The sequence below is a fragment of the Synergistaceae bacterium genome, assembly GCA_017540085.1.
In the GTDB taxonomy this organism is placed as follows: domain Bacteria; phylum Synergistota; class Synergistia; order Synergistales; family Aminobacteriaceae; genus JAFUXM01.
The window spans coordinates 21,700-42,780 of sequence record JAFYBQ010000036.1 but is presented as its reverse complement, the minus strand read 5'-3'; the positions used below and the strand labels follow the sequence as shown (position 1 = coordinate 42,780).

The following is a 21,081-nucleotide window of genomic DNA, read 5'->3' as shown; positions in this document are numbered from 1 at the left end:
GGGGGGGGGGTAGTTTGCGGTTACTGCACGGCTAAATCAACAATTAATCCGTTCAGAAGTGAGTACAGAATCACGAATGCTATATACCCCGCGAATTTCCACGCTCCCAATACTATTTTCAGCGCGCCCAAGTTCGTTATCTTTGTCGCAGGCCCCGTAATCATGAACGCGCTCGCGCTCGCCATGCTCATACCGTCAGCAAGCCACATCTGCAATAACGGTATCGTCCCTCCCCCGCAGGCGTATAACGGCACTCCCACAGTAGCGGCCATGAGAACCCCGAATCCGTTCCGCCTCCCGAATAGCCTCGCGAATGACTCCGCAGGTACATAGCGCATGAATAACGCCGTCAGAAATATTCCCAGCAGGAAATACACGCCTGTAGCTTTCACATTGCGCCCGAAATTTTTCACGTAACGGAGAAATATATTCGGGTCTGTGTCGCGGTTTGATGTCTCGTAGAATCCTGAGAAGCTGAAGAATTTTTCCCCCGTCAATTTCCCGTAAAGATTCACCGCAAGCCCCGCCGTTATTCCGCACATGAAGCACGAAATTATACGGACTGTTACCGCCGTAGTGCCTAACGCTGTTGAATATACGATTAATTGAGGGTTGAGCAGAATTGATGACATCATGAAGGACGCTAGCCAGTCCTCGCGCATTCCCTTCTCGCTGAATGACGCGGCTATGGGAATTGTCCCGTACATGCAAAGAGGAGACGCAATGCCCAAGATACACGCCGGAACAATCCCGAACAAGCTCCATTTTCTGCCGTTCATCGACTCAAAGAGGGCGTGAATTTTCCTTTTGCCGAAAACTGACACAAACGAGCCTATTGCCATTCCCGCCAGCCAGTATAAATATATCTGCTCAAACTGGAGGGAGAAATAGTACCAGAGATATATAGACTCCCTGCGGATGATGTTAATCAATGCTCACAAGGTCATATTCACGAGAGCCGAGTCCGATTTCAGCGGCGTGTTCAAGTGTGTGAATGCCGTGGCGGGACTCCATGCGCTTAATGAGGGACGCTCCGTCCGGGGCTTTGTACACTAAATCAACACATGCCTGATCGAGCGCAACAGGGTCAAGAGAGCCGAGAATACCAATGTCGTGCATGTCGGGTGCTGCCGGGTTTCCGTCACAGTCGCAGTCAACAGAAAGATGATTCATGACGCTGATATACATTATGCGCTTTCCGTTTCCGAGACTGTCGGAGATAGCTTTTGCCGCTTCAGCCATTGATTCAAGGAAGTCGTCCTGCTTGTCGTACCATATTGAGCCGGACTCTTTCGTGCCTGCTGTGTGAATGTTGACTTTCCCGCGGGGAGAGGCTATGCCGATTGAGATGTTCTTGATTGCCCCGCCGAAACCGCCCATAGCATGACCCTTGAAGTGAGTCAGGACGAGGACAAAATCATAGTTCTTGAAGTGAGAGCCTACAGCGTCAAATTTGAGGTGCTTTACTCCCTTGCCTGTTACGGGTAATTCTGTGTCGCCTTCCTCGTCGAGAATGTCAACCTTTGCGATTTTCGTGAACCCGTGATCCTCAGCTACCTGCCTGTGAAGGGCTGTGCGTGAGCGCGAACCTCCGTAAGCCGTATTTCCCTCGATGATTGTCCCGTTCACCTTCTTCACGAGTCCCTCAATCAATGCGGGCGAAAGGTAATGAGTATTCCCGGCCTCGCCTGTGCTGAGTTTTACGGCGACTTTCCCGGACGCTTCACGGCCTAATGCGTTATACACGGCCATGATTCCGGCGGGTGATATGTCTTTGGTGAAATATACTGCGGGCGCGGCGTATGCTGATGATGCTATGAGCGCGAATATTGCTGTGATGATTAGCGTGATGTGCTTCATGTTATTGTTCCTCCTGTAATTTTTGGGATGAGGGAAAAATAAACGCTGAAGCGGGCTTTACGTCAAGAGAAATTTTGCGGGGCTTGACGCTTTTTGTGTCCGAAAATATAGCAGAGTGTAAAATACGCAGGGAGGACTCAATCATGAATGAAGTGTACATATTCAACATAGCAAGTTTGGCCGTGAAATCAATAATCCTTTCAGCCTCAGCATATCCCAAGCCGGGACTTGTTACACCGCTCGACAATAACGCGCTTGACGGCTCAGACTTCCCCGGCCTTGTCGACTCGGCAATGTCATTGTTTCAGTGCTTCATAAATCTTGCTTCAGCAGGTGCCGACACAGAGTCCCTCAGACCCTCGGAGGCATATACCATCCTGAAATCACCGGGCAGAATCGGCAGCAATGACTCACTTCTTGCCACTCGCGGAAAATTCGCCGTGAAGGGTCATATATTCTGCATGGGATTATTGTGCGCGGCGGCTGGGAAACTCATCGCGCAGAAACGCATACTGACTCCGGGCGCATTGGCTCTCACGGCCTCGGCGTTCGCTCAGGGGATAACGGCGCGGGAATTGTGGCCTCTGACTGACACGGGAAACATGAAAGTTCTGACACCGGGGGAAAAGGCGTACATGTCATACGGTCTTGAAGGCTGCCGGGGAGAAGCTGAGAACGGATATATTCAGACGCTGAAAGCTGTTGAGACTCTCAGGAAACTTGAGGCCATGCACGGAAATTTATCCCTGCGCGAAAGGCTGTCCCACACGCTTATAACGATAATGGCGGAGAACCAAGACACAGAAATAGCCGGGAGAATGGGAATCAGTGAGCTTATGCGGATACAGGACGAGGCAAAAAGAGTGCTTGACGCGGGCGGAATGCTCACCCCTGAAGGCATAGCGGCTGTGATGGAGTTCGACAGGGCTTTGCGCTCAAGGGGAGCTGCTCCCAATGGAAGCGGGGTAATACTTTCGTGCGCTGTGCTTATTCCTGAGCTGGTGAAAATGAAGCTGACGCGCTCAGGCTATGACGAGTGAATACGGCTGATTACTCCGGCCAGTTTGGGCGCGTAACGGTAAAGGAAATATTTTGCCTTCTGCCTGAATGCCGGAAATTCCTTCAGCGGCGTGAAACTTCCTGCAATCCTGTCCATTCTTGCCTCATTCGCGGCATTAATTCCCCTGAAAACCTGCCTGCCAGTCAGAAATTCACGCAGGCATTTCGTGAGTCCCTCGCGGATTGGAACTGGGGAAAAACTTTTCACGGCCTCTTTGATTTTGCTGATGTCAAATCTCCTGTCATAAAGCCTGCTGTATCTCAGCTGCGGTGTGTCATCAAATGCCCGGTCAATGTACACAATCTCCATTTCACGCCCGGTAACGTCAGCAAAAACTTCCCTGTAGATTTCCGCAATGCCGCTCCACTTCATCGAGTCATCAGCCGTAATATGATATGCCTGCCCGAAAGCCTCACGCCTGCCCGCAAGACCCGCAATCGCTCCGGCAACGTCATGGCCATATGTCATAGTAGTATATTTCCCGGCAATGTCCCGCGAGAATACAACCGGCCTTCCGTGTATTGCCCGGTAAAGCCACGATTCCTTCTCGTAGACTCCGAGCTGTAATCTTTCAGTGCTGTACGTGATAGTAGGGCGTATTATGGTGAAGTTGCCCGCTTTCCCTTCAAGCAGTATATTTTCTTCCCTTGCCTTCGCGAGCGCGTACTCGTCTGTTGCGAGATATTCTTTGTCCGTGCATACGTCAAGAAGACGCGGTGAAGTCTCTTTTATCGGGACATCTGATTTTGCGTACACCCTCGCCGAGCTGAGAAACATATAATGCCCCGTCCCACCCGTCATAATCTCAGCGCGTTTCCTAAATTCTTCTGTCGTGTAGCTCATGAAGTCTACAATAGCGTCATAGCTCCCGGCCTCAAGAGTCTTCCTGATGAAGTCAATATTATGCGCGTCCCCCTGTATGTATCTCACATTTTCCGCTGAGGATTCGCGATTCTGCCTCGTTGTAACGTCTACTGTATTCCCGGCCTCTGACAGTATCTTCACAAGATAGCCGCCCATTGCCCCGGTGCCGCCTGTAACTAACACTTTCACCGTTACTGCCTCCCTATAATTTTTTTGAGCGTTTTCACTCCGTCAGAACCCAGTACGCTTTTTACTGTCTGTTTTGCGAGATTCTTTGCCCTCATTGACGGCGGAAGAATGTCCGTAACGTCAATATTGTTGATTGCGTATAGTGCATCGCTCTCGTCTTTGGGATTCGTGAAGACCTCGAAAAGCATCGGCCTGTCCAGCGTCTCAGGTGTCGTGAAGCGTATCACGTTCGCTAGATACTCTTCCTTGTTCGCGGCTGTCATGTACTCAAACCCTAAATCCTGCGCGTAGTGCCTCACTAAGTCCCGCGACTGCTGCCCGAAATGACCCCGTGCGGCCATGAACCTGTCAGCGTCATCGCCGAAACTTGCGGCCGGGTGCGTGTATAGCTTGAACTCAGCACCAATACCGTTATTGATGATCATGATACGCAGATTTTTGCCGACATGACGATTCCCGATTGAGTTCATGTCGTAGAAGAATGTCAAATCTCCTGTTACCCCGAAAAATAATTTTCCGGGAGACGCAAGAGACGCGCCAATCAGAGAGGAAATACAGCCGTCAATGCCGCAACAGCCAGTATTACAGTAACCGTTTACAGTTTTGGGAAGCTCAAACATATTCCAGCAACGGCGGGTATTGCTGACTCCTAAGTGGAGTACCGAATTTGCGGGAAGTTTGTCGATCGTGTTCTGTGCTATCCAAGCATTTGAGAAGGGCAATTCCGGGACTCTTGCGCGGACATAATCATAATCATTACGCCACGCCGTATAATAACTGCAATTGACCCCCCCCCCACGGGTAGGCATATTTACGTACCGAGAGAAAAATTCTTCATCGCTCATCTGAAACACATAGCGCAGTTTCCCGAATCTATCCCTCACAACACCGTCAGGATTAACCTGCCATACTTCACTCGGCCTCAGACTTGTATACGCTCCCTCAGTAGTGCCGATATAAATCATCAAGTCCATTCCCTGACGCGGCGACAGCGGGACAAGATTCGGGTGAATTTCATATTTCCCCCTGTAGTTGCTGATATGGGAACAGAGTACAGCACCGTTATATTTCTCGCAGAACGAGTCAATAAGCCCTGTGAGTCTCTCTGACATGGCCGGATGTGCGCCGATGAATATTCCGACAGTCCCGGCTTTTATCGGGGGCATTTCGTCTTCAGGCTCTATCCTGTTGATTACTTTGACCGGGGGAAGCTCGTGAACGGAAAAATCCGGGCTGTATTCCGTAACAATATTTATCAGAACCGGGCCGCCTCCGCTGTGCCTAAGCTCTAATATTGCATCGTTCATCTTGACCGTATATAGCTGCCTGTCTTCGTCCGTGTGTATCATCGGTATGTTGACATTCATTTTCACACAGTCTATCGGCGGGCGCGAGCGGTCTAACATCTGCGGGATGTACTGCCCTGCCCGGCCAAAATGCTGGCTCGCTGTTACGGCCAGTACAGGAAGTTTGCGGTAAAATGCCTCAGTCAGTCCGGGGATATAGTTCCGCGAGGCTGTAGCACCCGTGCATGTCAGGACTACAGGCTCCCCGGACTCAGCCGCCATTCCGCAGGCCATGTACGCCGCTGATCTCTCGTCAACGCTCGAATATATCTCGAACCACGGATCATTCTGTATGCTGCCTATAAATGTTATGTTTGTTGCGCCGGGACTGGCTATGACTTTGTGAATGTTGTGGGCTTTAAGGAGCTGAATTAGTATCTGCTTGTTGACCTCTGACGTGTAGAATTTTTCTGCCATTAAACTGCCTCCTGACTTGGGATTTTGCATAGATTATAGCTTAATGTGTACAAAAAAATCTCCCTGCCTGCTGTCTGCCGGGAGAAAAATTACCGTGTGCGCGCTCATGTCCGCAGAGTGTCAGAAATTGCGATAGTACTTAACACCGAAAAATTTTGCAAGGAGGAATGAGGTTATTTTCCTCAGCCAGTTTATTTTTCTGGTGTAAATATACGGAACTTCGGTTATATCGCCGGGCGTTATACTCCCTGTTTCAATCTGCCGTACAATCCATACATCAAGCATCATTTCGCTGACCACTCCGACAAATCGCTTCTGGAAATCGTTGAACCTGCTTTTGTCTGTACACTCCTCAACTCCTTTAAGCAGCGGGAATAGCCATGAGCAATAATCATCCGCCAGTGCTTTGGGCATAATAAACATGTTGAAGATGTGCGCCCAGTTCCGCGACATAACTTTGTCGAATGAAGGCAGGTATTCGGGGCAGTCAGAGGCAATAATTTCACGGGCGGTGTCAAGGTGTCTTCTGTCATGAGTGTGCGCGTAATGGCTGTAGACTGTCTCAATGTAATATTTTCGCCGGAGGGGGAGTATTATTTTATGCTTTGCGAGAATGCCGCGTATCTCTGAACCCGTAAGGGCTTGGCTTACGCGGAGAATGACATCAAGACTTACAGGGACGCTTTATCGTGGATTGCTCAAACCTGCTGCTGTTTCGTTACAGCTTCGAGGTCGGGCGGGATTCTCTTCAGACAGTACGGCGGTCAGCCCGCTGATGTTATCGATGATGCTCACAGATTCACGGGCTGTACTTTCTCCGACTTTTCCACTAGATACACGGGCATTTCTGTTGTCAACATCAGGAAGCAGACCACTAGCTATTACGCTGTCTCACCTGATGACGGGCTGACATACAATCTAGGCTCTAACCCGTATTTGCAGAATGCAGTCTCGCATTCTCTAAGCACCATGAGAAAAGCCGTCCTGAAAAAACTTGCGGAAATTGATTATGTACCCTTCAAAGCCGGAAAGTGTCATAGAAAAATCTCATACACAGTTTACTTGACAGACCCAAATCGTCTTGAGTTTTGACCCCTACGAGCATGGCATCGAGCAAGTCGTTGCTAATCTTGAGTTTTTCCTGTCTTTCCTCTTTCATTATGCTAACCTCCTGTGTATTTTCCTCTTACACAGTTCATTGTACAGTCTCTATGGCAAGTGATATTATATGCCCGTCAAACATAAAACTTTCAATGCGGTAAAATTTTCCCTCATACTTCACAAGGTCATCAAAATCATTCTCAGGAAGTGCGTCAATTTCGCAAGGCTCTGAAATGAAGCCGTGTCCCTCGCATTTTATGAGGCTCTCTTTTCTCGTCCACACAACATAGAATCTCAGCAGTGAATCTTTCACCCAAAGTTTTTCCCTCTCAGTCAATGCGACATTCTTCAAGTCATCATTAATCCCAATGTCCGCGACTCTCTCAACGTCAACACCAATAGGCGAATCAGCTTCAGCGAGAACGACATAATCCCCGCTGTGTGAAATGCTGAAGTATTTTTCTCCGTCAACAAACGGCTTTCCTTCAAGGCTGTAATGAATCTCTTGACCCTTTGCGGCTTTCAGCAACAAAAAAGATGACCCTATGCTGCGTAGTTGGTCATCTTCTTTTCTGTAACGCAATGCCTTTTTCCGCAACTCTTCAGGCAGTCCCCGCAGTAACTCTTCAGCTTTTGGCCTAAGTCCGCGAATGTCGAGAAGAGTCAGCCTTATCACTTTATGCCCAATGCCCTGTAAATTTCCGGGACAATAATCTCAAGCGAGGGATCATCCATCATCAAATCATGCTCGTGCGGTGTGTGAATGATTCGGAATAAATCTTTGTTGCAGAATGGCCTGTAATTACCGGCGGGGAACTCCATCATTTTCTCCCAATATTTACGAGCGTTCCCGGAAGATTCTGCCGGAACAACATCGGGCTTGAAGTATGTTACAGAGCCGCTGAAGAATGACGGCATATGAGTGGCCATGTCGTGATATACATGCTCCGAGTTGATTATCATAGCTTCAAGCATTCCTGATTCCCGCAGGTCAGAAAACAGCGGGCTTGTCTCGAAATATTCCCGCCCCGACGCTTCATACATGCTTTTAGCCATTTGCCTTAATGCCGGATCTGTCGTAGCGTGTGAGTCCAGCATGAACAGATATTTCACTTCCTCGCCTGCGTCCTGAAGCTGACATGCCATTTCGTGGGCTATCATTCCGCCGTAGCACCAGCCGCCGAGAATATACGGGCCTTCGGGCTGATGACGCTTGAGAATCTCTACATACCTTTTTGCGATGTTCGGTATACCGTATGTCGCCTGCTCAATGTGCCACAGGTTGAACGGCTCAATCACCGAGAAAGAAATCTTATCCCTGATTCTGTCGGCCAGCCTGTAATATGCCTCGCTTCCTGTGTTGCCTGTGTGAATGAACGTCATTTTAGGGCCGCTGTTCTCGGAGTATACGCAGATTTCCGGGGGGATATTGCTTCTTGGGCGGTCAAGTTGTCTCAGCTTTGACTCGCCGCGGGGTTTCGGTTTTTCCGTCAAATCTTCCGTTAGAGTCCCGTCAAAAATTTCCCGCCAGTCATGAATCGCTTTGTCGCTCGGATATTTTTCCTCAAGCACCGACATTATACGGGCAAAATATTTCCGCGCCTGCGCTTTCGTGAAGCTGATATGACTCGTCATTATGTACAGGAAACTTTTCCCGAAAAACTCTCCGCAAACGACACGCATTAATGTGTCTCTCTGCAAATCAATGGGACTTTGAAATATATTCCATGCGACTTCGAGATTCTTGTCATCAAGATTATTTATGTTCACGAATTTTGCGGGAATCTTCCTGTCTGTTATCACCTGCTGTATAACTCGCGTGCGGTGAAATACGATAGATGAGCGCAACTCTTCATTTTCTTGTGAGACAGTATCAAGAGCGAGCCGCAAATTTTCCTCCGTTATAACGCTGTCAACCTGAAGCATGTAAACAGATCTGAAGCTGTTTCTGTCCGGGGAAAGTATATAGTCGAACAGCATATCATCTTGCTCCGCCGTAATGGGAAGCACTTTCTGTATGTGTTCACCGCGTGAGGCAAAATCGGCAATAACCGCGCTGTATTCTTCCTCTGACCACAATTTAGCGTAATCGACTTCAGCCGCGTCAGCAATTTTCCGCAATACATTCAGCTTCAGTATTTGCGCTGTCGTAATCTTTATGCCCTGCGGACGCAACAACGCCGCCAGCTTCATGGCCGTGATTGATGACCCGCCAAGCTCCGTGAATGTGTCTTCAGGTTCAGCCGATGAGATTCCGAGAACGTCAGAAACAGCCCACACGACTCGCGCAAGAGTCTCACTGTCAAGAGCTGTGATTTCGTGCGTGTGCGATTTTGGCTGCGGAAGGTCTCTGCGTATGATTTTGCCGTTAAGGTTTCGGGGCATTTGGGCGACTCTCATGAATATATCTGGAATCATGTAGTCAGCGAGATATTTTGCGGACTCATTTTTCACCGCGCTGATTTCGTCAGGGGCAAGGTCATTTCCCGACTCGTAGTAGCAGACAAGATAATCATTCCTGCTTACGGTTCGAAGACACACGACAATGTTTTTCACGTCATCGCGCCTGATTCCTGTTACAGCTTTTGACACTTGCGACTCAACCTCGCCCGTTTCGATTCTGAATCCCCGCAGCTTTATCATGTTGTCGGTTCGTCCGAGAATGCATATATCCCCTTCATGAGTCATTGTAGCCCTGTCGCCTGTCCTGTACCAGGTGAGGCCGTCAATCTGAATCCATTTCTCCGCTGTCTGCTCCGGGAGATTGAGATATTGCCTCGACATGTATTCATTCGCTATGAGGAGTTCGCCAGCTTCATCAGGTTTTGACGGACTGAGATTTTCATCAATGAGCATTGCTTTTGTGCCGGGGCCGGGCTTGCCGATTGTGATGGGATTCTCTTGGCCGTGAATTTCCGCTGACGTAACAACGCCGATTTCTGTTGAGCCGTAAATATTTCGGAGATATACGGAGTCTGAATGCGCCCGGAAGTTAGGGAGCTTTTCACCCGCCGCAAAAACATTCACGCCGGAAATGTCGTAATCCTCAGCGAGAATTGCCGCAAGCCCTGAAGCAATGAATATGTGAGAAATCTTTTTGTCCGCGAGAAATTTATAGAGCTGCTCAATATCATTCCTTGCGTTTTCGGGGGCAAAATATAACGTTCCTCCCTTCAGCAACGCGCCGAACATGAATGTTACAGTCGCAACAAACGTAAACCGCGAAATGAGTCCGACTCGTGAGTCTTTTGTCATGCAGAAATCTTCCGTTACGTTCATCCAATCGACAATGTGAGTCAAAAATTCGTGCCTGTGAAGGACTCCTTTAGGCCTGCCAGTTGTGCCGGAAGTGTAGAGAATCATGGCCGGGGATTTTTCGGTGATGTCCGCGCAAGGGGTGAATGATGATGTGATGTCTGTGATGTCATCGAGGAATATCACATTTTCCGCCGGAAAACTGAGCGGCTTTTTCTCCCAAAGAGTCCGGCATGTGAGGATAGCTTTTGCGTTTGAGTCTCTGAGGATGTATTCGAGTCTCTCAGCGGGATATGCGTCATCCATAGGGATATAGACCCCGCCAGCCTTCCACACGGACAAAGCCCCGGTGATTACGTCTTTCACATACGGAACATAAACGCCGATAGAATCCCCCGCGCTGACTCCGAGTCCATAAAGTATTTTTGCGCCTGAATTGCTTTTGCCGTCAAGCTCCCTGTAAGAGAGACTGCCGAATGAGTCCTCAGCAGCCTTCTTTTTGGGATTGTTCACGGCGTATTGTGATACGATTTCGTGAATTAGTGTCATGATGATATTTTACTCGTCAAAAAATGAAAGCCCGTCAAGTTTCCTGATAAACTGCCTGATGTATTCCGCGCCTGTTTCCGGCCATGAGAAGCCCAAACGGTACAGCACCTGCGATGTGAAGCCCGTATCAATGTCATCAAGTCCGAGTTCTTTTACTCCGCTGTTGTCTGCGTATGCGACTAACGGAGAAACCGCGCTGTTCCTGCTGTCTGACAATGCCGCGTCAAGTGCCTGTTTCATTTCGTCATCTTCAACCGCGCGAATCTCATAGCCGAGTCCGCGAATCTCCGTGAAAACATCCTGCATTAACGCCCGGTGCGGGTTAATCGGCATGAAGCATATACATTCTTTCGGAGTTCCTGCGAGTGCGATAACAGCTTTTGCGAGGGAGTCAATCGGCGAGAACTCTATCTCATTTGTGAGCGCGCCGAAATTCACCACTCCGAGAATCTTATAGGCTCTAAGCGTGTTCATGATGTTGTTCGTTCTGAAGTTGACCTGAAATTTTCCGTCCGACAAACGCGGTGCAAGGTCTCCGACTCTGAATACTTTTGCGTTCAGTCCATGCGTCAAAATTTCCTCGTAAATGAATCTCTCGGCCATGAATTTCGAGTGAATGTACTGATTATGCTTCACTGTCTGACCCGCAAAGAGTACATGCTCATCAAAGCGGTAGCCTTCAGGGGGAAGTCCGTTTTTCCGTCCGCCGATAATGCTGCCTGTTGAGATGTGGACGAGACGCGAATCATTTTCCTCACACCATGCGACAAGATTCTTCACTGAGTCAACGTTAGTGCGTTCGATCTCGTTGCCTTTTGCGAAATGCTTTACGGAGGCCGCGCAGTTTATCACCGTCATGTTTGAGTCGGGCGTAAAATCTCTCAGCGAGTCCGGGTCTGTCGCGTCGCCTTCAATGACTGTTATACGAGAGGCAAAATATTCCGCGTGGTCATGGCCAAAGTAATACTCAAGAAGATTTCTCAGACGTTTTTCACCGCTGCTGCCTTCTTTTGGTCTGATGAGGCAGAAAACTTTTGACTCTGTTGACGTGAGCAACTCTTCAAGCACGTGAATCCCAAGATACCCCGTCGCACCCGCTAAAAGTACATCGCCCAATCTCTGACGCTCGCCATTCCTGAATGACTCCATCGTGTTTTTCGCGAGAAGTGCATTTATTGCGGAATAGTCGTAGCCTTCCGAGTCTATCTCCGTAATTTTCCCTGCTGACGGTGCTATGTCCGCTGAAATTTCTTGCGTCTGACTCTCTGACCCCGTAACAAACTCAGCGAGGAGTCTCGGAGTCGTGTACGTGAATACGTCATTGTAGACGATGGAATATCCCTTTTTGCCCGCGGCGATAACAACCTTCATTGCGATAACGGAGCTTCCGCCAAGCTCAAAGAAATCATCTTCCGCGCCGACTCTCTCAAGCCCTAGAATTTCGCCGAATATCCCGCAGAAATCTTCCTCAGTTTTTCCGGCAGGAGCAACATATTCACGCCTCTGTAATTCCGGCTTGGGTAACGCTTTCCTGTCGACTTTCTGATTCACCGTCAGCGGAACTTTGTCGATCTGCATTATCACCGCAGGCACCATGTACGCGGGCTTCTGGCTCTTGATGTAGTCGCGCAATTTCTCAGTGTCGACTGCCTCATCACTCACAACGAACGCCGCAAGATACTTACCGCCTGATTCGTAATCGTAAGCCTGAACAGTAGCGTCCTTCACGCCGCCGAAATTCCGAATCACCGCCTCGATTTCTTTCGTCTCAATCCTGAAGCCGCGAATCTTCACTTGTCCGTCCTTGCGCCCGACAAACTCAACATTTCCGTCCTGACGATAACGCACAATATCCCCGGTGTGATACATGCGGAAATTGTTATAGGGGCATTGCTCGTAAGCCTCTGCTGTTTTGTCCGGGCGGTTGAGATAACCTCTGCTGACCTGCGGCCCTGAGAGGCAGTATTCACCCGCCGCGCCTGCCGGGAGTCTGTGTCCTGTCTTGTCGAGAATGTAGCCGTGAATTGTCGGGAATGGCTTGCCGATTGGGATATTCTTCTCCCATTTGCGAATCGGGAAGATACTAACGCCGTAACAGTTCTCCGTAGGGCCGTAGCCGTTAGCGATTGTGTAGCTCAGGCCGGAAGGGTCAACAGCAGGGAGTTTTTCCCCGGCGATTAAGAGGAGTCGCAGCGTCTTGCAGTGCGGGTAATTCTGCATGAACTGAACGCCGACCTGAGTCGTGAGAAGTAACGCCGTAATTCCCGCGTCATCGAAATATTCTGCGAGTGAGTCAAGATTCATGCGTATATCCTCAGGAATGATATAAACCGTCCCGCCGTTAATGAGCGTGCAGAAGACATCGGCCATGTTCACGTCAAAACCGAATGACGCATAGTCGGCGATTCTGTCGTCTTCACGGTAGAATCCGGCCAATTCGATTCCGTGAGCGAGCGCGACAACATTGCGGTGTTCGATCTGACAGCCTTTCGGAGTCCCGGTTGACCCAGATGTGTAGAGCATGACGAATAAATCATCAGGGGACGGACACGGCGGTATGTCGTTCGAGTCATTCATGCTGTATAACTCGCTGACAGTCAGCACATCGCCCGCGTATTCATTCACGAGTGAGCGCAAAGAGTCATCAGCGATTAGGAGTCTTGCGCCGGAATCTTTCACCATGAAATTGAGCCTCTCCTGCGGGTATGAAGGATCTAACGGCTCATAAGCGCACCCGGCTTTCACGACAGCAAGAGGGAGAATGAATACGTTTTCATTTCGGGGGATGATGATTGAGATTACTTCTTCTGATAAATTTTCCCTGCCTGTGATGGCTTTCATTCTGCTGTAGATTTTCGCCGCGAGTCTGTCTGTCAGCTTGTCAAGCTCCCTGTATGTGTACTGCTTATCCCTGAATACCGCCGCAACTTTGTCGGGATTGTTCTTTGCGTTCCTCCTGAAGGCTGACACGGGCGTGTCGTTCATGTCATAATTCAGATCCCATTCAGGATTGTACGAGTCGAGAATTTCCCACTGGTGCGAGTCCGTTATGCTGATGTCAGAAATTTTGTCATGAGTCAGGAGTCCCTGCACGGCGTTTTCGTAGCACTCTGTCAGGCCCTGCATGATTTCACGGCTGTACATGGCTGTATCGTAGCTTATCTTGATTTCGGCTTCGTCCTCTGTTCCTGTGATGAAGACCGCGACGGGGATTTTTGCCTTGTCCGATGTAAGCTCTTCTGCGGTTAATGCTCCGTATTTTGTCCTGTACTCGCTGAGGACTCCTATCTGGTATGCGTATGAGATACTCGGATGGAAATCGAACTTTGAGGCAGCGCGCGCAAACGGGTAATTTTCATGAAGAAGTGTATCGCTGAAATTTTTTGCTGAACGCTTGATAAAGTCCGCAACATTTTCGGAATTGTCAACAGTTTCAACGAGAGGCAGTGAATTAACGAACATTCCGAGAGTGCCGGCAATCTTCATGTTTCCGCGACCGTTTGAGATTGTCATTATTGAGACAGTATCATCACACACGAAACGCGAGAACGTAATATATCCGGCTGCAAGGTAAATTTCAGCGGGTGTTGCGCCGTGCTTGAGGGCAAATTCTTTCACGGCTTTGATGTCTGTCTTGACGCTCACGGAGTCTTCCGAGTGCGTGAGATTTTCCGCATAAACATCCGGGATAATCTGAGTCGCTTCGTCTGAGAGTGCCATTCTTCCGGCAAAAAATTCGTCTGCTCCGTCCGTCATTCTCTCATCGGCGGCGTAATCGTAGTAGCTGTATTCTTCATGCTCTATGTCATGGCCGTCAAGTTTCGCGCACAACTGCTGAAGGAAAATATCAACAGACGCACCGTCAGTAACAAGATGGTGCATATCCATCAGCAAATATAGCCCGTCAGACTTCACGATCTCGAAACGCACAAGCGGCCCTTCAGCGAGATTGAACGGACGCACAAAGCCTTCTTTGCAGTAGGACTCGTAATCCTCAGGAGTCATTTCTTTTTCGGGAATGTCGAGCGTGAAATCGGGAATTGCCTCCTGTATTATCTCGTTTCTGTCATTTGCCGTGAACCTGCAAAGTATATACGGGTGCGCCTCGATGACTTCCCGCAACGCCTCTTTGAGCTGTCCTGCTGTTATGCCATCGGGAATCTTCACGGAAAAAGGAGTGTTGTAGACTGTCGATGACGGGTCAATCATGCACTCCGCGTAAACACCCTGCTGTTCAAACGTGAGGGGGCATGAATTTTTTGACGGCTCATGTGATTTTTCCGGCTCTGATTTTTCCTCGTGAGTCTCAGCAAAAACTTTACGCAGAATTTCATTCTCTATGCTCTGTATGCTTCCTTCTGAGACGAGCTTTCTCACCTGCAACTGAACGCCGTATTTCTTGTAGATCTGAGTCGCAAGCCGTATGCTTGATATTGACGTGAGTCCGAAATTGCCGAGAGCGTCTGTTATGCTGAAAGAGTCCGTGCCGATTATCTCAGCGATTATGGCCTTTATGTCTTTCTCCAAGAGATTTAGCGGTGCTGAGACTGACTCGGATTCTTTGCGCGTGGCTGTGATTTCGGGCTTGGGAAGGGCTTTGCGGTTGACTTTCTGATTCTGCTTGAGCGGGATTGCGTCAATCTGCATTGTTACGGCGGGAATCATATAGGGCGGTTTGTTCCGGCCGATAAACTCATTCAGCGCATTAACATCAATTTTCCCCTCACTCACGACATAAGCCGCAAGATATTTTTCCCCGCTGTCTGAGTCGAACGCCTGAACAGTAACATCCTTCACGCCCGGAAAATCTCTGATGACCGCTTCAACCTCTGTCAGCTCAATACGGAAACCGCGAATTTTCACCTGAGCGTCATTCCTGCCGACAAAATCAATGACCATTTTCCCGCCGTCATAAACATTGCGGACAATATCGCCCGTCCTGTAAATTCTCGTGCAGCCTTCCTCATTCGTGAAAGGATTTGCGGTGAAACTCTCTGCGTTTTTCTCCGGCCTGTTGAAATAGCCGCGCCCGACCTGATGACCTGAAACCCAAAGCTCGCCGGGCATATACGGAGGAAGCCTGCGCCCGTTCTTGTCGACAACATACAGCTTCACATTGTCGAGAGCCGCGCCGATTGGAATCCGTCTGTAAAGTTTCTTCACGGGGAAAATTGTCGTAAAGATTGTGCATTCTGTAGGCCCGTAGCCATTGAGCAAAGCAAAGCTCTTATTCTCCGGGAAAATTGGAGCAAGCCTCTCACCGCCGACAGATAAATATTTCAGCGATTGCCCGGTGTAATATTCCGCGAACTGCCGCCCGACTTGTGTTGTCATGAAGCAGTGAGTGATTCCAGCGTCATCAAAATATTTCTGAATAGCCGCGAAATCAAGCCTTATTTCCTCGTCAAGTATATGAACAGCCGCGCCCGATGTGAGAGCGGGATATATGTCCATCATGCAAGCGTCAAATCCGTAACTCGCATAAGCCGCGACTCTTGATTTTTCCGTTAGATGAGTCGTCTTACTGTACCACGCTGTGAAGCAGGCGAGGTTTCCATGTTCGAGCATTACGCCTTTCGGGACTCCTGTTGAGCCGGAAGTGTAAAGCATAATGAAGAGGCTTGACGGACTCGGAGTCTCCGTGAGTTTCTGCGCGGGTGGCAATGCGGGTATTTCGTCAGTGAAGAGTATATCCCCGTGATAATTCGGCACACAGTCTTTGATGAGACTCCTGTCAGCAATCAACAATTTTGCGGAAGCGTCCGTAATCATAAATTCGAGCCGTTCAGGAGGGTACGATGGATCTAACGGCTGATAGGCGGCACAAGTCTTGAGGACTCCAAGCGAGGCAATCACCATATACTCACAGCGGGGAATCAGAACCGACACGACATCTTCCGCACCTATTCCGCGCCCCTTCAGGTATGCCGCGATTCTTTCGGTGATTTCGTCCGTCTCTCTGTAGGTGTAACGCTTCTCCCTGTACACTACTGCGATATTATCCGGGAATTTCTCTGCTGTCCCCCTGAACTGGGTTACAATGTCCGATTTGTCGTAGTCTGTTGCTGTGTCATTGGCTTTGTCGAGAAGGGACTCTGTTTCAGCGTCAAGAAATTCTGCGTCATTGAGATTCACTTTTCGCGTAAACTCCGTGAGAACATTATCATAAATGCCCGCGAAATTCCGAATGAAGTCATCAGTATAGAGATTTTTACGGCATGTGAAATGATATGAGAGTCCGCCGTTCTCCGGGAATACTGACATCTCAATACCCGCTTTTGCCTCGTCAAGTGATACATCCACTTCAACGCAGGGACAGCCGCAGAATGACTCTATTTTTCCGCTCACAGCACCCTGAAACGCAAAGAGAATATCAGCCGGAATACCTAAGTCATGGCTTATTTCTGCGAATGAGTACGCCCCGTAAGAAAGGCTGTCGGTTAGCTGTCGTTTTGTCTCACGGATATAATCAAGCACAGTGCCTTTTGCGGTTTTGCAGATTACCGGGTAAGTCCTCACGAACATTGAAACGCTGTCCATGAATCTGGAGTCGCTCCGTCCGCTGTTGTTTGTCGTGAAGATTGAGTCCTCGCGCCCGCTGAAACCTGCGATGACATACCCGAAAGCCGCCGTGTAAAAATCATTCTCGCTTATGCCGTTATCATCGCAGAATTTTCTGATCGACTCCGCGTCAGCATGGCCGGGAATAATCATCGAGAGGCTTCCTTCTGCGTCCTCCTGCATGTCGGGCAAGGGCAGACAGTCAGGCTCGCAATCCCTGAACAGCCCGGTGTAATAGTCTTTCGCTTTCTGATACTGAGGACTGCTCCTCAAACGCTCCTCAAGAATAGCCGCCTCCCATCCGCTGAATTTCTCCGGCTCTAATGTCTCACCGTTATATGCCCGCTCAATATCACGCATGAAAATTTGCTGCGACATTCCGTCAAAGACAGCGTGATTCATGTCAAAGTAAACGTAAATTTTCCCGTCATCAGTCCGGGCAATATTGGCGCGTATGAGTCTGTCATTCAGCAAGTCATAGGGCCGCAAAAGATTTTTCCTTAGCTCGTCAAGATTTCTGAAGCGAGACTCCTCAACGTCAAACGCGAAATCTTCCGGGCGTTTCTGCCGTATTTCCCCGTTGTCATTCAGGAAAAATCGAGTCAGCAAATACGGATGAGCCTTCACCGCAGAGATTACAGCGTCCCTTATTCGCGAAACATCAGGAGTCCCGGCAAGCTCAAGCAGTGTGGCAATGTTGTAGATTGTTGTCCCGGGATGTGATTGCGTCTCGAAAAATATTCCTTCCTGTATCTTTGTCAGCGGGGAATCATCAAGAACGGGGAAATCCTCATCGTTTGTCCCGCCCTCAAGAAATGCCGCTAATTTCTCCGGCGTGTTGTTCTGCTGAAGATCCGCGAAATTCATGGGATGCGAAAATTCCCTGCTGAGTGTTACTGCAAGCCTCATCATAGCCAGCGAGTTTATGCCGATTTCCTCAAGCGTCATATTCACACCGAAATTATTTCCGCCCGTGATCCCTGAAATTACAGCGCAGACTCTCTTCTCTGAGTCTGTTCTTGGCTGTATGATTTCCGCGCCTGATGTAAGGGCTGAAATGTCCGGCTTCGGCAGGGCTTTGCGGTCTACTTTCCTAGACGGCGTGAGGGGGATTGCGTCAATCTGAATCGTTGCTGAAGGAATCATATACGGCGGCTTCCTGTCGCGTATAAAGTCATTGAGCGCGGGAATGTCAATTTTCCCGGATGACACGACATAAGCGGCCATGAATTTGCCTGAGTCCCCGTCAAACGCAACGACAGAAACATCACTCACGCCTGGAAATTCACGTATCACCGACTCCACTTCGTCAAGCTCAATCCTCAGCCCGCGTATTTTCACCTGCCTGTCTCCGCGTCCGATATAGTCAGTATAGTCAGCCGTAAAGCCGTCAGAATCACGCAGAAGCCTCACTACATCGCCAGTGCGGTAAGCCCGGACTCCCCTGTGCGTGAAGAATACCGCTGAAGTCTTATCAGGGAGATTCACATACCCCCGTCCTACACCGAGTCCGCCAATCACTAATTCACCGACAGCCCCGGCGGGAAGCTCATGGCCGAATTTGTCCATAACCCACGCTTTCACGTTCGCTGAAGGTCTGCCGATGGTGATTTTCTCACCGCCTGAAAGTATGCGGGCGACACAGCTTATTGTTGCCTCTGTAGGGCCGTAGCCGTTGACTATTACAGCGTCAGGACTCGCAGAGCGCACTTTGCCGTAAAGCGATGGCGGGAAAGCCTCTGCGCCCATATCGTACATTTTCACCCTGTGCAAAGCCTCTTCAGCCTCCGGGAACTGCAAGAGATTAGCGAGATATGAAGGCGTGAAACATACAATATCAACAGCTTCATTCTTTATCAGTTTGGCCAAAAGCAGCGGATTATGTATTTCTTCCTCAGTCGCCATAACGCATGTCATGCCGTGAGTCAGCGAGATATGAATCTCCATCATTGACACGTCGAACGACACAGCCGCAAGAGCAAGAGCTGTTTTTCCGCCCCCGACAAATTCGCGGGTCTCCATGTTCTTTTCGTTTGCGTTGACGAAATTGCACAAGTTCCCATGCTCAAGCATTACGCCTTTGGGACGGCCTGTTGAGCCTGATGTGTATATCACGTAGGCAAGCGATGAGGGACTCACCGTCAAGCCGGGATTCTCCGCGTTGTCATTCCCGCAAAGCTCCTCGACGGTCAGGACGGTATAAGGCTTGTCGGACGTGAAAAGATTTTTGCGCTGATTCTTTACCGCCTCAGTTGTGATACAGAATTTGCACCCGGCATCACGCAGGCAGACATCAATTCGTTCATCAGGATATTCCGCCGACATAGGCAGAAACGCTCCGCCCGCTTTCCATACGCCATATTCGCAGACCGGGACGGCAATCGTTCTCGGCAGTAACAATCCGACAATTGCCTCCGGCTGAATGCCCCGCTCAATGAGGGAATGCGCGAGCCGATTCGCCCTTCCGTTAAGCTCTCTGTAAGTGAGTCGTTCACCGTCCGCAACAAATGCTACAGTGTCGGGAGTCTTCCTCGCTTGTTCCTCGAAAAGTACATGAACGGCGCAAAGCTCTACGGGGTAATCTGTATCGTTGAAATTCCCGGCCTTTGTTCCTTCAGGGCACGGGTAAATCTCGCGCACAAATTCTTTTGTCATAAGCTGGCGGAGAATATTGCCGTAAGTTTCTGCGAGCGTCTCTATAAATTCACGTGTATATTTCCCCGAATCGTATTCGACTCTCAACGACATTCCCGAAGCTACAGACATCAACTCTACAGACAGCGCGGTGTCATCAGTAGTTTTGTCTAACAGATCCTCGCTTGCCGGCATTCCGCAGACTTCAACATGAGTCCTCACAGACCCGTGCCACGCGAACAAGGGAGCTTCATTCAGCGGGCATATGGTATTCACTTCAGCAAACGAGAATATATCATTGTCCCTTGCGCCCTGAATCTGTTCCGACAGTCCCGCGAGAAAGTCCCCGGTGCGTGTGTCGTTGTCCCATTTCGCATAGACCGGGAGAGTCTTAACGAACATTCCGATGATATGCGCGGCGTTCTTGCTGCGGCCATGATATATTGTCGAGAACAATGACTCCTGCTGGTTCGTGTAAATTCCTGTGAGAATGGCGAATGCTGCTGAAGTCAAAGCTGAGGTGCTGATGTGCTTTTCACGGCAAAAATTCTTCATGTCAGCTTCGGACAAATCGAACGTGTAAACAAAACATTCGCCCGAATTATTCCCGCTGTTACCCGCAAGAGGTGAACTTACGACATCAAGCCCGGAAAAATTTTTCACGTACCATTCTTTTGCGCGCTGGTATTCTTCGCCTTCTCTGAGTTTTGACTCTTCCTCCGCAACATCGAGAGCGTTATACGTTTCCTGAGTCAGATTCTCACCGTTATACGCCGCCGCAATATCGTTCATTATGACATTGTACGATATACCGTCAAAGGCTGCGTGATGAGTCGTCCTCAGCATGTATTTCCCGCATTCGGTCTCAGCGAGATCAAAACGGAACAAACGCCCGCCGTTTAACGTCAGAGGTTCGGAAGTGAGAGTCTTCAGACGCTCCTGCCATTGTGATTCTGACATCTTCATTACGGTTTGCTGATATTGGGATTCAGATTCGGGGATTGACTGAGTGATTGCTCCGCTGTTATCGTCTTGGGAGATTCGGACTTCCATATAGGGATGAGCCTGCACGGTTTTTTCGATTGCCCGCGCTAATCGTTCCATGTCAAGACTCTTGTCGAGCGTGTAAAGGTAGTGCCTATTGTACGCACATCCGCCCATCCTCACGGACTCGAAATACATCCCTAACTGAGTCTGCGATAATGGGACTTTCCTAATTTTTGTTTCCATTACTGCTTAACCTTT

General features: G+C 49.4%; 10 protein-coding genes. 2 read left to right on the top strand and 8 right to left on the bottom strand.

Annotation, left to right across the window (positions count from 1 at the left end; translation table 11 throughout):
- Positions 1–20 precede the first annotated feature (20 nt).
- Both IKQ95_08680 and IKQ95_08675 read right to left on the bottom strand, forming a co-directional pair.
- Positions 21–932, bottom strand: a complete 912-nt coding sequence (locus IKQ95_08680) for a permease (GenBank protein ID MBR4196768.1) — start codon at positions 930–932, stop codon at positions 21–23.
- Complete coding sequence (locus IKQ95_08675) at positions 925–1,860, bottom strand: DUF362 domain-containing protein (protein ID MBR4196767.1); 936 nt, start codon at positions 1,858–1,860, stop codon at positions 925–927. The genes IKQ95_08680 and IKQ95_08675 overlap by 8 nt, the downstream gene beginning before the upstream one ends.
- Before the next feature lie 143 nt (positions 1,861–2,003).
- Here IKQ95_08675 and IKQ95_08670 point away from each other — a divergent pair, with 143 nt between their 5' ends.
- Complete coding sequence (locus IKQ95_08670; GenBank protein ID MBR4196766.1) at positions 2,004–2,900, top strand: triphosphoribosyl-dephospho-CoA synthase; 897 nt, start codon at positions 2,004–2,006, stop codon at positions 2,898–2,900.
- On the opposite strand, the gene IKQ95_08665 is transcribed toward IKQ95_08670, so the two are convergent.
- The 3 genes from IKQ95_08665 to IKQ95_08655 all read right to left on the bottom strand — a co-directional run bounded on the left by IKQ95_08665 (position 2,888) and on the right by IKQ95_08655 (position 6,396).
- Positions 2,888–3,973 carry an NAD-dependent epimerase/dehydratase family protein gene (locus tag IKQ95_08665; protein ID MBR4196765.1) on the bottom strand — a complete coding sequence of 362 codons (1,086 nt, stop codon included), beginning with the start codon at positions 3,971–3,973 and terminating at the stop codon, positions 2,888–2,890. The two genes, IKQ95_08670 and IKQ95_08665, sit on opposite strands and share 13 nt — an antisense overlap.
- A 2-nt stretch (positions 3,974–3,975) precedes the next feature.
- A complete protein-coding gene (locus tag IKQ95_08660; GenBank protein MBR4196764.1) occupies positions 3,976–5,736 on the bottom strand; it encodes a hypothetical protein in 1,761 nt (586 codons plus the stop codon).
- A gap of 120 nt (positions 5,737–5,856) precedes the next feature.
- A complete protein-coding gene (locus tag IKQ95_08655; protein MBR4196763.1) occupies positions 5,857–6,396 on the bottom strand; it encodes a DUF4422 domain-containing protein in 540 nt (179 codons plus the stop codon).
- Between IKQ95_08655 and IKQ95_08650 the strand changes: the two genes are divergently transcribed.
- The gene (locus IKQ95_08650) at positions 6,379–6,828 is read left to right on the top strand and encodes a hypothetical protein (protein MBR4196762.1); all 450 of its coding nucleotides are present in this window, start codon (positions 6,379–6,381) and stop codon (positions 6,826–6,828) included. The genes IKQ95_08655 and IKQ95_08650 overlap by 18 nt on opposite strands.
- A 103-nt stretch (positions 6,829–6,931) precedes the next feature.
- Here IKQ95_08650 and IKQ95_08645 read toward each other — a convergent pair whose 3' ends face one another.
- From IKQ95_08645 to IKQ95_08635, 3 genes are read right to left on the bottom strand one after another with little or no spacing between them, the layout of a single operon-like run.
- Positions 6,932–7,513, bottom strand: coding sequence for a 4'-phosphopantetheinyl transferase superfamily protein (locus IKQ95_08645; GenBank protein ID MBR4196761.1), 582 nt, complete (start codon positions 7,511–7,513; stop codon positions 6,932–6,934).
- Complete coding sequence (locus IKQ95_08640) at positions 7,510–10,641, bottom strand: AMP-binding protein (protein MBR4196760.1); 3,132 nt, start codon at positions 10,639–10,641, stop codon at positions 7,510–7,512. Before IKQ95_08640 ends, IKQ95_08645 begins: the two co-directional genes overlap by 4 nt.
- A gap of 9 nt (positions 10,642–10,650) precedes the next feature.
- The gene (locus IKQ95_08635) at positions 10,651–21,066 is read right to left on the bottom strand and encodes an amino acid adenylation domain-containing protein (GenBank protein ID MBR4196759.1); all 10,416 of its coding nucleotides are present in this window, start codon (positions 21,064–21,066) and stop codon (positions 10,651–10,653) included.
- Between the last annotated feature and the right edge of the window lie 15 nt (positions 21,067–21,081).